The sequence below is a fragment of the Sphingopyxis sp. YF1 genome, from assembly GCF_022701295.1.
In the GTDB taxonomy this organism is placed as follows: Bacteria; Pseudomonadota; Alphaproteobacteria; order Sphingomonadales; family Sphingomonadaceae; genus Sphingopyxis.
The window spans coordinates 3,576,610-3,589,538 of sequence record NZ_CP033204.1 but is presented as its reverse complement, the minus strand read 5'-3'; the positions used below and the strand labels follow the sequence as shown (position 1 = coordinate 3,589,538).

14 protein-coding genes are annotated in these 12,929 nt (G+C 67.1%); 7 read left to right on the top strand and 7 right to left on the bottom strand.

The window, feature by feature from the left end:
* Positions 1-4 precede the first annotated feature (4 nt).
* Positions 5-826 carry a division plane positioning ATPase MipZ gene (locus EAO27_RS17330; RefSeq protein ID WP_242772304.1) on the bottom strand — a complete coding sequence of 274 codons (822 nt, stop codon included), beginning with the start codon at positions 824-826 and terminating at the stop codon, positions 5-7.
* Positions 827-909: 83 nt separating this feature from the next.
* On the opposite strand from EAO27_RS17330, the gene panC reads away from it, so the two are divergent.
* Together panC and EAO27_RS17320 are read left to right on the top strand one after the other, a co-directional pair.
* Positions 910-1,749, top strand: a complete 840-nt coding sequence (gene panC, locus EAO27_RS17325) for a pantoate--beta-alanine ligase (RefSeq protein WP_242772301.1) — start codon at positions 910-912, stop codon at positions 1,747-1,749.
* 141 nt (positions 1,750-1,890) lie between these two features.
* Complete coding sequence (locus tag EAO27_RS17320; RefSeq protein WP_242772294.1) at positions 1,891-2,205, top strand: hypothetical protein; 315 nt, start codon at positions 1,891-1,893, stop codon at positions 2,203-2,205.
* Between the two features lie 144 nt (positions 2,206-2,349).
* On the opposite strand, the gene EAO27_RS17315 is transcribed toward EAO27_RS17320, so the two are convergent.
* Genes EAO27_RS17315 through EAO27_RS17300 form a run of 4 tightly spaced genes read right to left on the bottom strand, consistent with a single transcriptional unit; the run spans position 2,350 to position 4,895 of the window.
* Positions 2,350-3,501: a GNAT family N-acetyltransferase gene (locus EAO27_RS17315; RefSeq protein WP_242772291.1), complete on the bottom strand. Its 1,152-nt coding sequence runs from the start codon at positions 3,499-3,501 to the stop codon at positions 2,350-2,352.
* A gap of 7 nt (positions 3,502-3,508) precedes the next feature.
* The gene (locus EAO27_RS17310) at positions 3,509-3,973 is read right to left on the bottom strand and encodes a RidA family protein (protein WP_242772288.1); all 465 of its coding nucleotides are present in this window, start codon (positions 3,971-3,973) and stop codon (positions 3,509-3,511) included.
* A gap of 14 nt (positions 3,974-3,987) precedes the next feature.
* Entirely contained in the window at positions 3,988-4,626 is a 639-nt protein-coding gene (locus tag EAO27_RS17305; RefSeq protein ID WP_242772278.1) for an HAD family hydrolase, read from the bottom strand.
* Positions 4,623-4,895 (bottom strand): DUF3572 family protein, encoded by a 273-nt coding sequence (locus tag EAO27_RS17300; RefSeq protein ID WP_242772275.1) that lies wholly within the window; start codon positions 4,893-4,895, stop codon positions 4,623-4,625. Before EAO27_RS17300 ends, EAO27_RS17305 begins: the two co-directional genes overlap by 4 nt.
* 90 nt (positions 4,896-4,985) lie before the next feature.
* On the opposite strand from EAO27_RS17300, the gene EAO27_RS17295 reads away from it, so the two are divergent.
* On the top strand, positions 4,986-5,348 hold the full coding sequence (locus EAO27_RS17295) for a response regulator (RefSeq protein ID WP_242772272.1): 363 nt from the start codon (positions 4,986-4,988) through the stop codon (positions 5,346-5,348).
* A gap of 16 nt (positions 5,349-5,364) precedes the next feature.
* On the opposite strand, the gene EAO27_RS17290 is transcribed toward EAO27_RS17295, so the two are convergent.
* A complete protein-coding gene (locus EAO27_RS17290) occupies positions 5,365-6,738 on the bottom strand; it encodes a glutamate--cysteine ligase (RefSeq protein ID WP_242772269.1) in 1,374 nt (457 codons plus the stop codon).
* Between the two features lie 87 nt (positions 6,739-6,825).
* Between EAO27_RS17290 and EAO27_RS17285 the strand changes: the two genes are divergently transcribed.
* Positions 6,826-8,757 carry a CshA/CshB family fibrillar adhesin-related protein gene (locus EAO27_RS17285; protein ID WP_242772259.1) on the top strand — a complete coding sequence of 644 codons (1,932 nt, stop codon included), beginning with the start codon at positions 6,826-6,828 and terminating at the stop codon, positions 8,755-8,757.
* 27 nt (positions 8,758-8,784) lie between these two features.
* On the opposite strand, the gene EAO27_RS17280 is transcribed toward EAO27_RS17285, so the two are convergent.
* On the bottom strand, positions 8,785-9,534 hold the full coding sequence (locus tag EAO27_RS17280) for a 16S rRNA (uracil(1498)-N(3))-methyltransferase (RefSeq protein ID WP_242772257.1): 750 nt from the start codon (positions 9,532-9,534) through the stop codon (positions 8,785-8,787).
* Positions 9,535-9,736: 202 nt separating this feature from the next.
* On the opposite strand from EAO27_RS17280, the gene EAO27_RS17275 reads away from it, so the two are divergent.
* From EAO27_RS17275 to EAO27_RS17265, 3 genes are read left to right on the top strand one after another with little or no spacing between them, the layout of a single operon-like run.
* Positions 9,737-11,656, top strand: a complete 1,920-nt coding sequence (locus tag EAO27_RS17275) for a pilus assembly protein (RefSeq protein WP_242772254.1) — start codon at positions 9,737-9,739, stop codon at positions 11,654-11,656.
* Positions 11,653-12,249: a TadE family protein gene (locus EAO27_RS17270; protein ID WP_242772251.1), complete on the top strand. Its 597-nt coding sequence runs from the start codon at positions 11,653-11,655 to the stop codon at positions 12,247-12,249. The genes EAO27_RS17275 and EAO27_RS17270 overlap by 4 nt, the downstream gene beginning before the upstream one ends.
* Positions 12,246-12,905, top strand: coding sequence for a hypothetical protein (locus EAO27_RS17265; RefSeq protein ID WP_242772248.1), 660 nt, complete (start codon positions 12,246-12,248; stop codon positions 12,903-12,905). Before EAO27_RS17270 ends, EAO27_RS17265 begins: the two co-directional genes overlap by 4 nt.
* The last annotated feature ends 24 nt before the right edge of the window (positions 12,906-12,929 follow it).

Below are 12,929 nucleotides of genomic sequence, written 5' to 3'. Positions count from 1 at the left end.
AGGATCAGGCCGCGGCGAACAGGTCGCCGTCGGGGTGCAGCCGTTCGCGCGCGGGCAGGTTGAGTCCCGCCATCGCTTCGCGCAATTCCTGCCGCGCGACGACATGGCCCATTCCCATGCCGCCGAGATGCGCCTTGTCGAGCAGGGTGAGCCCGGCCGGGAAGAGTTCGCGGTAGATGACGCGCTCGCCGAGCCCCGGAATGACGCGGAAACCGACGCGGCGTGACAGCTGGTTCAGCGCCTCGCCGACGCGGCGCATATTGTGCGCGTCGACGTGCTGGAGGCGGTTGCGCAGGATGATCCAGTCGATCGTCCGCCCGTCGCTCTTGGCGCGCGCCTTGCGCGTGTCCCAGATCAGCTCCGAATAGAAGCTGGGGCGGGTGACCTGAAAGCTTTCGGGATCGACCTGGCCGATCAGGTCGAAGTCGATGAAGCTGTCGTTGATCGGGGTGACCAGCGTGTCGGCGCTGGTCGCCATGTGGCGTGCGAAGACGTCGTCGCGGCCGGGCGTGTCGGCGATGAAATAGTCGGCGCCCGCGCTCAGCCGCGCGACCTGTGCGTCGAGTTCCTCGATCGTCGACCCTTCGAACACCTCGAAGCGCGGGATCGGCAACGCTATCTCGCGCCGTTTCATCGTGTTGGTGCGGTTTTCGAGATAGCGGTGAAAGGTGCGCTGGCGCGGGTCGAGATCGAGCCCCGCGACCCGCCAGCCCTGGCTCGCCAGCGCCACGGCGAAATGCACGGCGCAGGTCGATTTGCCCGTCCCGCCCTTTTCATTGGCAAAGATGATGCGGTGCGGCGCGGGCATCGGCACGGGGGTCGTCATGGGCGTTGCGATTTTCCTGTCGGCGCGGCATGGCTGCCGCGTGGGGTGGCGTTGGCGTCGCCAATATCGGAGGGCAGGCGAGCGTGCAAATCATCCGTGACATCGCCATGCTGCATCGTGCCGTTACGGCACTGAAAGCGGACGGCAAGGCCGTGGCGCTGGTTCCGACGATGGGCGCGCTGCACGACGGGCACCTGTCGCTGGTCCGCATGGGCAAGCGCGTCGCCGACCATGTCGTCGTGTCGATTTTCGTCAATCCGACCCAGTTCGGGCCGAACGAGGATTTCGCCGCCTATCCGCGCGACGAGGCGCGCGACGCGGCGCTGCTCGCGCAGGAAGGCGTCAGCCTGCTCTGGGCACCCGATGTGGCGACCATGTATCCCGCGGGCCACGGCACGCATGTCGAGGTCGCCGAACTCGGTGCCGACTATTGCGGCGCGGCACGGCCGGGGCATTTCGACGGCGTCGCGACCGTGGTCGCCAAATTGTTCAACCAGGTGCGCCCCGACATCGCGATCTTTGGCGAGAAGGACTGGCAGCAGCTCGCGATCATCCGTCGCATGGCGCGCGACCTCGATTTCGGGCTCGATATCTTGGGCGCGCCGATCGCACGCGACGCCGACGGACTCGCGCTGTCGTCGCGCAACGCCTATCTTTCGCCCGAGCAGCGCGCGGCGGCGACCGCCTTTCCGGCGGCGCTCAAGGCCGCCGCGGCGGCGATCGCGGGCGGCGCCGACGTCGCGCAGAGCCTCGCCGCGGCCGAGGCGGCGATCCTCGCAGGCGGGTTCGACAGCATCGATTATGTCGCGCTGGCCGATGCCGCCAGCCTCGAGCGGCTCCCCGCCTTTCGCGCCCCGGCACGGCTGCTGGCGGCCGCGCGGATCGGCAAGACGCGGCTGATCGACAATCACCCGGTGGGGTGACGGAAGGATAAATATCCGTTTTTACGATATTTTTTCGGTTATCCCCGAAAAAATGCATTTGTCGTTAACGTTTTGTTGACCATGATCCGCAAGGTTCGGTCCCGAGGTCTCCATGTGGGGTGGAGGCGACAGGGGGTTATCATGGCGAACAGTCTGAAGTCCGCACAGTTTCTGATCGAAAGCCGGCTGCTCGATGCCGCACGCGGCGACGCCAATGCCTATTTCGATCTCGGCATCGCTTTCTCGACCGGCAGCGGCGGGGTCGATGTCGATCTGATCCAGGCGCATAAATGGTTCAACCTCGCGGCGCTCGGCGGCAATCGCGAAGGCCAGCAATGCCGCGCCGACCTGTCCGACGAGATGAGCCGCGACGAGATCGCCGAAGCGCAGCGCCAGGCGCGCGCCTGGCTCGACGAGACCGCCCGCCGCCCGGCGGCACGGCGCTTCGCGGCCTGAAATTTCGCACAAAGACACAAAGACACGAAGAGGTTGGCTTGGGCCGTCAGGCCCCCTGCTTCTCCCGAGTTGAGGGAGAGGGCCGCATCGCAGCCGCCGCGGCATCTTCGTGCCTTGATGCGAACCAAATTCCCGCCGGTCGCGCTAATCCGCTCGCCTGAATGGCAGATGCCCTTCTAGCCATTCCATTTCGGCTTCCTCGGCGCGGCGTTCCGTTTCCAGATAATCGGCGACCGCGCGCCGAAATCCCGGATCGGCGATAAAATGCGCCGACCAGGTGGCGACGGGCCCATAGCCCCGCGCGAGCTTGTGGCCGCCCTGCGCCCCCGCTTCGACCCGCGCCAGCCCGCGTTCGATCGCAATGTCGATCGCGCGATAATAGCAAAGCTCGAAATGGAGATAGGGGATGTCGGCGAGGCAGCCCCAGTAGCGGCCGTAGAGCGTGTCGGCGCCGACGAAATGCATCGCCCCCGCGACCGCGCGGCCATCGCCGTCATAGGCAAGGACGAGGATGATGTCGTCGGCCATCGACGCGCCCATCAGGTCGAACGCCTCGCGCGTCAGATAGGGCTGCCCCCATTTGCGTGCGCCGGTGTCCTGATAGAAAAGCCACATCGCGTCCCAATGGTCGGGCCCGATCGCGGCGCCGGTCACTTGCTCGATGCGCAGGCCCTCGACCGCGCGCGCGCGTTCCTTGCGGAGCTGCTTGCGCTTGGCGGCGTTGAGCGTTGCGAGGAAATCGTCGAAGCCTGCATAGCCCGCATTGGCGAAATGGAACTGGATGTCGCGGCGCAGCAGCCAGCCCGCGCTTTCGAACAGCGGCAGCTGCGCCGGATCGACGAAGGTCGTGTGCGCCGACGACAGCCCGTTCTGGCGCACCACCGCTTCGGCGGCACGGATCAGCAGCGCGGCGTCGGCATCGCCGTGCGCGAGCAGTCGCGGCCCCGGCACCGGGGTGAAGGGCACCGCGATTTGCAGCTTGGGATAATAGTCGCCGCCCGCGCGCGTCCACGCATCGGCCCACGCGTGGTCGAAGACATATTCGCCTTGGCTGTGCGCCTTGAGATAGGCGGGCGCCGCGGCGACGAGCGCGCCGGCGTCATCCTCGACCAGCAGGGGCGCGGGTTGCCAGCCGGTGCCCGCCCCGACGCTGCCCGATTGCTCGAGCAGCGACAGGAAGGCGTGGCCGACGAACGGGTTGCCCCCGCCGGCGAGCGCGTCCCACGCACCGGCATCGAGACCGGCGATGCCGGTGCCGAGCGAGATTGTCCGTGGGGGCGGGTCGGCCTCGGCCATGCGGTCCTTACGCCGGACGCACCGCGACGATCGCGTCGACTTCGACCGCGGCGCCGAGCGGCAGCACCGCGACGCCGACCGCGCTGCGGGCATGGCGCCCCGCGTCGCCGAACAGCGCTTCCATCAGCTCCGACGCGCCGTTGGCGACCTTGGGCTGCGCGGTGAAATCGGGGCTGCTGCTGACGTAGACGCCGAGCTTGACGATCCTTTCGACGCGCGACCAGTCGCCGCCGACCGCCTGGCCGATCTGCGCCGTCAGCATGACCGCGCACAGGCGCGCGGCGTCATAGCCCGCCGCTTCGTCGAGGTCGGTGCCGAGCCGGCCGGTGACCAGCGCCCCGTCGCGAAAGGGGAGCTGTCCGCTGATGTGCAGCAGGCCGCCGTGCTCGACGACGGGCACATAGGCGGCGACCGGCGCGGCGGGCTGGGGCAGGGTGAGGCCGAGGTCGGCGAGTTTGGCGGCGATATCCATGGGCATGTTCCTTATCACTGTTCGGGAGCGGGAGCGGCGACATTTTCGGCAAGGCGCGCGAGGATCCAGTCGCGCGCCGCCGCCCATTCGTCGATGCGCGCGTGCGCATGGCGGGCGGGGGCGATCTTGCCGGCGATCGCGGGTTCGCCGACGAGGTGGAGACGCCACACGTCGGGGGCCTCGATCGCGACCGAATGATGATGGTTGGCAAGGTCGTCGATGAACAGCGCGATCGACGGCCGATATTCCTCGACCAGACGGCGCACCGGTTCGCCCTTGCCGCCACGGCTGCCGATCACCGGGGCATGAAAGCCGTGCGCCGCGAGCTGGTCGATCCGGCCCTGCTGATGTTCGGGGCCGACGTTGGTGAGAACGACGATGTCGGCCTGTTCGGCAATCGCCGCCATCGCCGCGAGCGCGCCGGGGATCGGATATTGCCGCCCCATCTCGGCGCGGAAAAATCCGTCGAGCAGCGGCCAGACCTCGCTCGCCTCGAGCGGGGTACCGCATTCCTTGCGCTTCAGCGCGTTGGCGAAGCTCGCGTCCTCCATGCGGAACAGCACGCCATGTTCGGCGTCGCACCACTGGGCGAAGGGCACGACCATGTGCAGCAGCACCTCGTCGCAATCGGTGATGACGAGCGGGCGGGTCATGGGGCGGTCCTTTCGTGGCCTTCGAGCCGGTGCGCGGCGGCGGCCAGCGTTTCGGGTTTGATATCGAGCGCGTCGGCGCACGCGACAAGGTCGGGTTCGTGCGCAGCGAGAAAGGCGAGAATCGCGGCAAGCGTCGCGCGGTCGCCGAGCCCGGCGCGCAGCGTCTCGGGGCTCAGCCCGGTCGTGCCGAGCAGCCGCTCGGCGCGCGGTTCGTCGGTCAATATCCAGCCCAGCGCGTTCAGCGCCAGCGCTTCGTCCGCATCATGCAAGACCAGTCGTCCTTCGTCGGGAGGGCAATTGTATCGTCGCGCCGATTCGCCTAAACCGGCCGCCGACGCAAGGTGGGGAAGCGAATAATCATGGGCAAGACCGTCCTGGTCGTCGAGGATAACGAACTCAACCTCCGCCTCTTCTGCGACCTTCTCAACGCCCATGGCTATAGCGCGCACCCGGTGCGCGACGGGCGCGACGCGCTGGCGAAGGCGCGCGAGCTGGCGCCCGACCTGATCATCATGGATATCCAGCTGCCGCACGTCAGCGGGCTCGAACTGATCGGCCAGATGAAGGCCGACCTGACGCTGCGCGCGGTGCCGATCATGGCGGTGACCGCCTACGCCGGCAAGGGCGACGAGGAACAGATCCGCGCCGCGGGTGCCGAGGCCTATGTCTCGAAACCGATTTCGGTGATCAAGTTCATCGAGAGCGTCGGGGCGTTCGCCTGACGCGCGGCGCCGTGCGTCAGAAGCTCAGCTCGTCGTAGATTTTCGACAGGTCGTGGCCCCACGGCCCCTCGTAGCGGTCGAGCAGGTCGTGCGCGGGCGATTTGCCGTTCTTGGCGATGCGGCGGAGCGGTTCGAGGAAGCCGACCTCGCTGTCGCCCATCGAATTGACCTCGCCGCGTGCGGCAAGGCCCGCCGCCGCGATGTCGAGCACGCGGTGCGCAAGCTCGCCGACGGTGCCGCCGCCGGGCGCGGGCGCGTCGAGGCCTTCGCTCGGTACCGCGTCGCGCAGCGCCTGCTGCTCGTCGATGTTCCAGCCCTTGACCAGATCCCAGGCGGCGTCGAGCGCGCCCTGATCGTAGAGCAGTCCGACCCACAGGGCGGGCAGCGCGCAGATGCGGTTCCACGGGCCGCCGTCGGCGCCGCGCATTTCGAGAAAGCTCTTCAAACGCACTTCGGGGAAGGCGGTCGAGAGATGGTCGTTCCAGTCGGAGAGGCGCGGGAGTTCGCCGGGCAGCGCGGGGAGTTCGCCCTTCAGGAAGTCGCGGAAGCTCTGCCCCGCGGCGTCGATATATTTGCCGTCGCGGAAGACGAAATACATCGGCACGTCGAGCATATAGTCGACATAGCGCTCGTAGCCGAAGCCGTCTTCGAACACGAAGGGCAGCATGCCGGTGCGTGCGGGGTCGGTGTCGGTCCAGATGTGGCTACGGTACGACATATAGCCGTTGGGCTTGCCCTCGGTGAAGGGAGACGAAGCGAAGAGCGCGGTCGCGAGCGGCTGCAGCGCGAGGCTGACCCGAAATTTCTGCACCATGTCGGCCTCGCTCGCATAGTCGAGGTTGGTCTGGATCGTGCAGGTGCGCAGCATCATGTCGAGCCCCATGCTGCCGACGCGCGGCATATGTTCGAGCATGATCTTGTAGCGGCCCTTGGGCATGACGGGCAGTTCGGCGCGGGTCTTGTCGGGCCACATGCCGAGGCCGAGGAAGCCGAGCCCGAGTTCGGCGCCGACCTCTTTCACCTGTTTGAGGTGACGGCCGGTCTCGGCGCAGGTCTGGTGCAGATTTTCGAGCGGCGCGCCCGACAGTTCGAGCTGGCCGGCGGGTTCGAGGCTGACGGTGCCGTCGCTGCCCGCGAGCGCGATGACCTTGCCGCCCTCGATCACCGGCTCCCAGCCGAAGCGTGTGAGCGCCATCAAGAGGTCGTGGATGCCGCCGGGCTCGTCGTAGGAGGGGGCGCGATGATCGGCGGTGCGATAGACGAATTTCTCGTGCTCGGTGCCGATGCGCCAGCGTTCTTTGGGCTTCTCGCCCTTGGCCATGGGGACCGCGAGCTGGTCGCGGCTTTCGATGATGGGATCGTTTTGATCTGAAACCGTCCGCGTGCTCATGCCCGGGAATTAGGGTGCCGCGCGAAAAATGCAATCGGGCGAAACGCGGTTGACCACGGATTAACCTTTCCGTGGCATTCGAACCGCATGACGAGGGACCAGACCGTCCCGCGGACCGGTGGGTGGCGGGACGCGGACTGGCCGGCGTGCGCATGGCTTGGCGCGCGCCTTTTCCGCCCCATTCTGGCATGCCTGCTGCTGGCGGCCGCGATGCTGCTCGGCGCCGCGCCGGCGCACGCGCAAAGCTGCGCGGCCGCGACGGGTCAAGGCACCGCGCCTGCTGGGTGGGAGACCTATTGCTGGCTCAATCTCTCGGGCTACAACGACACGACCGCGCGCAGTGCGGCGGGGCAGAATATGAGCTTCACGCTCACCGACGGGTCGGTGCTCAGTTTCAACCTGCGCGTGACGCCGACCTCGGGAAGCGCGTTCAGCGCGGTCGCGGCACCCTCTTGGAGCGGCGCGGCGGTCGGCAATTCGGCCTTTCTCGGCATTCCCGGGCGCCCGGTCCTCTATTCGACCGCCGCCGGAACGCGCACGATCACGATCAGCGGCATCGCGGTGACGCCGCCGGCGGGCGCTTCCTCTTCGGTCTACAGCTTCGTCGTCGCCGATGCTGAATCGTCGAACGAGGGCGAATCGCTCGTCTTTTCGACCAACGGCGGCGCGTGGCAGCTGCTCGATCAGGTGCCGCCGACGAGCGGGACGAGCTATCCGTCGCGATCGGGGGTCGGCACGTCGACCTTCACCGTCACCGGCGCCACGGGCACGGTGGGCGCCTATATCGTCGGGTCGAACAGCCCGACGACGGTGACCGCGCAGGTCACCTCGGGCGGCCTGCAAGGGGTGATGTTCGCGGTGCGCTTTGCGTCGATCCGCCTGTCGAAACAGATCGTCGGTGCGCGCGTCGATGCGAGCGACCAGTTCCTGTTCCGCGTCCGCACGACCGGATCGGCGAGCGACCTCGCGCAGGGGGTGACGAGCGGGACGGGCAACGGTCCCTTCGCCGCGGCGCCGGTCAGCCTCGCTTCGAGCCTGTCGGTCACGCTGAGCGAGGAGATGGCGACGGGCAGCGCGAGCGCGCTGTCGCGCTATCGCTCGACGCTGAGCTGCACCAACGGCAATTCCGGGTCATCAACGATGCTGCCATCGGGGGTGCAGACAACCTCCTACGCCCTGCCCCCGCTCCAGTTCGGCGACGCGATCGCCTGTACCTTCACCAACATCGCCTATCCGCACCTTCAGCTGCGCAAGGCGCTCGGCAGCGGCGGGCGGCGCTATGCGGGCGACCAGTTCGCGGTGCGCATTCTCGACGGCACGACGGTCGTGGCGACATCGACCACCAGCGGTACCGGGACGACGGTGACGGGGGGCGATACCGGGCTGGTGCAACTCGCGGCGAGCACCGCCTATGCGCTCGACGAGGCAGCGGCGGGGACGAGCGACCTCATCCGCTACGATGCAACGATGGCGTGCAGCAACGGCTGGAGCGGGTCGACGACGACGCTGCCCGGCGCCGCGCCGGGGACGATCACGCTCCAGATGGGCGACATCGTCAGCTGCACGATCACCAATGTCCGCACCACGGGCGGCGAGCTGGCGATCGCCAAAAGTTCGGCGCCGGTGTCCGATCCGGTGAACGGCGCCGTCAATCCTAAGCTGATTCCCGGCGCGATCGTCGAATATGCGATCACCGTCACCAGCATCGGCACGGGATCGAACAGCAACCGCGCGAACAATATCATCCTTGCCGACCCGCTGCCGCCCGGCGTTGCATTCCAGGTCGGGTCGGTGAGTTTCGCCAACGGATCGCCGACCAGCGGGCTGAGCTTCGGCAGCGCCAATGTGAGCTATTCGAACCAGCCCGGCGGTGGCGCGCCATATAGCTACACCCCCACGGGGAGCTACGATCCCGCGGTGACCGGGCTGCGGATCGCGCCGTCGGGCAATATGAGCCACGCGACGAGCGCGACGAGTCAGCCGAGTTTCACGATCCGTTTCCGCGCGCGCGTCGAATAGGCGCTTTCGGGACATCGGGCCGGGCCATCAGGCGGCGGGCGACCAGTCGCCGTGGCGCGCCATCCAGATGCCGGTCGCGGCGATCGCGGCGGTTTCGGCGCGCAGGATGCGCGGCCCGAGCGTCATGCGCCGCATCGCGGCGTGCGCCAGCAGCGCTTCGCGCTCGCGCGGCGTGAAGCCGCCCTCGGGGCCGGTCAGGATCGCGGCGGGGGCCGGCGCGTCGAGGTCGGCGAGCGGCATGCCGCCCGCCTCGTCGGCGAAGAGGAGCGCGCGGTCGGCGGGCCAGTCCGCGAGCAGCGCGGGCAATTTGACCGGGTCGGCCAGCGTGGGAAGCGCGGTGCGGCCGCATTGTTCGCACGCCTCGACGATCTGCGCGTGGAGGCGCTCCTGCTTGACGCGCTCGACGATCGTGCGTTCGGTGATCACCGGCTGGAGCCGCGCGACGCCCAGCTCGGTCGCCTTTTCGATGATCCAGTCGAGCCGCGCTTTCTTCACCGGCGCGAAGCAGAGCCAGAGGTCGGGCACGCTCTCGCGGTCGCGCATGTGGCGCTCGATACGCAGCGTCAGCGCGCGCTTGCCCGCGTCGGCGATGGTTGCGAGCCATTCGCCGCTGCGGTCGTCGAAGAGCAGCAGCGGATCGCCTGCCTTCATCCGCATGACGTTGAGCAGATAATGTGCGGCGGGGCCGTCGACGACCGGCGCGGCATCGGGCGCCAGCGGCGTGTCGAGGAAGAGGCGGGGGGTGCTGGCGGGTGGCCAGGCGGGGGTGGCGGGCATGACGAAGCGATAGCAGAGTGCGACAAAATGCACAGCCCGCGCCGCCGCGCGACGATTGCGTCCCGAATCGGGTCAGAAGCCCGCCCCGTCGCCCCTCCCGCCGCCCCGCGATTAGCCATTTGGTAAGCAGTTCCATCCTAGGTGCAGCATACCAGCCACGTATCTGTTGGGGCGATGTGGCGGTCGAAGAGGGGTTGTGACCATGCGAGGGACCTTTCGCCGTATCCTGAACGGTTTCCGGAAGCTACTGCGCGACCAGCGCGGCAACGCGATGATGCTGACTGCCGCGGCGATCGTCCCGGTGATCGGGATCGTCGGGTCGGGGATCGATATCGGCCGCGCCTATATGGCGCAGCTCCGCCTGCAGCAGGCGTGCGACGCGGGCGTGCTCGCGGGACGCCGCGCGATGGCGGCGGGCGGCTATACCGACGCGGCAAGGGCCGAAGCGAACAAGATGTTCGCCTTCAACTTTCCGACCGAAACCTATGGCAGCACCGACATCAGTTTCACCTCGCAGCCGCTGGGTACCGCCGACGTGTCGGGCGCCGCGAGCGCGACGCTGCCGACCGTGCTCATGTACATCTTCGGCAACAGGGAGTTCGACCTCGCGGTGACCTGCACCGCCAAGCTCGAAATCTCGAACGTCGACGTCATGCTCGTGCTCGACGTGACGGGGTCGATGGCGCGCGCGAACGGGTCCGATACGGTCACCAAGATCGCGGGCCTGCGCAGCGCCTCGATGGACTTTTTCGACACGCTGACCAACGCCGACATCGGCGACGGCCAGCTGCGCTTCGGCGTCGTCCCCTACAGCTCGACGGTCAATGTCGGGCAGATCCTGCTCGATGCCGACCCCGACTGGCTGGCCGACGAGGTCACGCTGCCGTCGCGCACGCCCAATTTCAAGATCACCTTCGGCAATGCGTCGAGCGAGGTCAGCGACACCTATACTGACGGCACCACGTCGTCGGGGACGTGGAACAATGGTTCGAACGTCAATACCAGTTTCTGTACCAACGCTTCGGCCCCGCCGCCCGACACGACCCCGACGACGAGCGGCACGCCGACGCGCAACCAGACCGCGCAGTTCACCGACGGCGACGGCAACCGCATCACGACCTATGATGCCAGCCAGAAATATACCTATTACAACTATCGCTACGTCACGTCGGGCAAGAACTGCAAATTGCAGCAGCGCACGATGACCTTCACGCGCACCTACACCGAAACGGTGACCGAACAGCCGATCCAGACGTTCCAGAATTACACCTACCAGAACCGTTCGTTCGACGTCACCGGGCTGAAATCGGGCTCGCCGCTGGTGACCAACACCGGCACCAATGGCGCCAACGTGTCGGTCAACTGGAACGGTTGCATCGTCGAACGTGCGACGACCCCCTTCGGGCCGACGACGACCGCCCCCGACGAAGCCTATGATATGGACATCGACATGGTGCCCGACGACAATGACGACAGCAGCAAATGGCTGATGTTCTTGTCCGAAGTGTCTTTCGGCCGCTCGTCGGCAACCGATTCGACGAGCACGACGAACAGCTCGAGCTTCGCGGCGCGCTCGTCGAGCAGCGACTATGGTGCCTGCCCGGTCGCGGCGATGAAACTCAAGAAGGTCAGCAAGACCGACCGGGCCGACTTCGAACGCTACATCAACGCGCTGCAGCCCAAGGGCTATACCTATCACGACGCCGGCATGGCGTGGGGGGCGCGCCTGATCTCGCCGACCGGGTTGTTCAAGAGCGAAAATGCGACCGCGACGAACAACCGTCCGATCAGCCGCCACATCCTGTTCATGACCGACGGCGACATGACCGCGCCGCGCGACAATCTGTCGCACCAGGGCGTCGAGCAGGTGATGAAGCGTATCGGTGCGACGAGCAACGATGATGCGGTCGCGCGCCACAACAACCGCTTCGTCCAGCTGTGCCGCCGCGCGCAGCGGCTGGGCATCACTATCTGGGTCGTGTCCTTCGGGGTTGGGACCAACACCTATCTCGACAACTGCGCCTCGTCGGGCAAGGCGTATGAATCGGACGATTCCGAGGAACTCAACGACAATTTCCAGGCGATCGCGCGGCAGATTTCGAAGCTGAGGCTGTCGCAGTGACGCGCCGGCATGCCCTGCTGCGGCGCCTGCGCCGCGACACCCGCGGCGTGGCGCTGGTCGAGTTCGCGCTCACCGCGCCGGTCTTCCTCCTCATCCTGATGGGGATCTTCGACTTCTGCTGGCAGATGTACGCGCAGCAGGTGCTGCAGGGCGCGGTGAGCAAGGCGGGTCGCGATTCGACGCTCGAGCTTTATGTGAGCAACCAGAGCGCGCTCGACACGCTCGTGCGCGACCAGGTGAAGCGCGTGTTCAAGGACGCCGAGGTCAAGTTCGAGCGCAAGACCTATGACAGTTTCGACCAGGTCGGCATGGAAGAACGCTACACCGACGCCAACAAGAACGGCAAATACGACCTCGGCGAATGTTTCGAGGACGTCAATCGCAGCGGGTCGTGGGAGGCCGACCGCGGCCGCACCGGGAACGGCGGCGCCGACGACGTCGTGCTCTATACCGCGTCGATGGAGTTCGATCGCATCCTGCCGGTGTGGCGGATGCTGGGGCAGGACGAGAAGACGACGCTTCGCTCGTCGACCGTGCTGCGCAACCAGCCCTATGCCACGGGCACCGACTCGATCCCGGATCCGTGCACATGAGCCGCCCTATCCGCCTGTTGTGCCGCACGCGCCGCGTGGCGCGGCGCCTTTTGCGCGACGTCCGCGCGGTGGTGATGATCGAGATGGCCTTTGCCATTCCGTTGCTCGTGCTGATCGGTTTCGCGGGGCTGGAGATCGCCAATCTCACGCTGATGAACACGCGCGTCAGCCAGATGGGACTGGCCGCGGCCGACAATGCCTCGCGCATCGCCGCGGGCAGCAGCCTCGCGCTGCCGCAGGTCCGCGAGACCGATATCAACGAGGTGCTTGCCGGGGTCGACAAGCAGGGCGGTAACATGGATTTCAAGGCGCATGGCCGGATCATCCTGTCGAGCCTCGAGCGGAACAGCGATGGCGGGCAATGGATCCACTGGCAGCGCTGCTATGGTGACCTCAAGGAAAGCTCGGCCTATGGCGTCGAGGGCACCGGCGCGACCGGCAAGGATTTCCCGGGCATGGGCAAGGAAGGCCAGGAGGTGCAGGCGGCGGCGGGCAGCTCGGTGATGTTCGTCGAGATCGTCTATGAATATCAGCCGATGCTCTATGGCAAATGGCTGGGCAAGCGGACGATCCGCTCGACCGCGGCGTTCAACGTGCGCGAGACGCGCGACATGACGCAGGTCTACGGGCCCGGCACCAAGGCGAGCTGCACCTGACCGGCGCGCGGATGCGCGACCTCC

What these genes read in the sequence shown, in the direction of transcription:
- EAO27_RS17330 (WP_242772304.1), bottom strand. Translation starts at nt 826, where the DNA reads ATGACGACCCCCGTGCCGATGCCCGCGCCGCACCGCATCATCTTTGCC.
- EAO27_RS17320 (WP_242772294.1), top strand. Translation starts at nt 1,891, where the DNA reads ATGGCGAACAGTCTGAAGTCCGCACAGTTTCTGATCGAAAGCCGGCTG.
- EAO27_RS17315 (WP_242772291.1), bottom strand. Translation starts at nt 3,501, where the DNA reads ATGGCCGAGGCCGACCCGCCCCCACGGACAATCTCGCTCGGCACCGGC.
- EAO27_RS17310 (WP_242772288.1), bottom strand. Translation starts at nt 3,973, where the DNA reads ATGGATATCGCCGCCAAACTCGCCGACCTCGGCCTCACCCTGCCCCAG.
- EAO27_RS17305 (WP_242772278.1), bottom strand. Translation starts at nt 4,626, where the DNA reads ATGACCCGCCCGCTCGTCATCACCGATTGCGACGAGGTGCTGCTGCAC.
- EAO27_RS17295 (WP_242772272.1), top strand. Translation starts at nt 4,986, where the DNA reads ATGGGCAAGACCGTCCTGGTCGTCGAGGATAACGAACTCAACCTCCGC.
- EAO27_RS17290 (WP_242772269.1), bottom strand. Translation starts at nt 6,738, where the DNA reads ATGAGCACGCGGACGGTTTCAGATCAAAACGATCCCATCATCGAAAGC.
- EAO27_RS17285 (WP_242772259.1), top strand. Translation starts at nt 6,826, where the DNA reads ATGACGAGGGACCAGACCGTCCCGCGGACCGGTGGGTGGCGGGACGCG.
- EAO27_RS17280 (WP_242772257.1), bottom strand. Translation starts at nt 9,534, where the DNA reads ATGCCCGCCACCCCCGCCTGGCCACCCGCCAGCACCCCCCGCCTCTTC.
- EAO27_RS17275 (WP_242772254.1), top strand. Translation starts at nt 9,737, where the DNA reads ATGCGAGGGACCTTTCGCCGTATCCTGAACGGTTTCCGGAAGCTACTG.
- EAO27_RS17265 (WP_242772248.1), top strand. Translation starts at nt 12,246, where the DNA reads ATGAGCCGCCCTATCCGCCTGTTGTGCCGCACGCGCCGCGTGGCGCGG.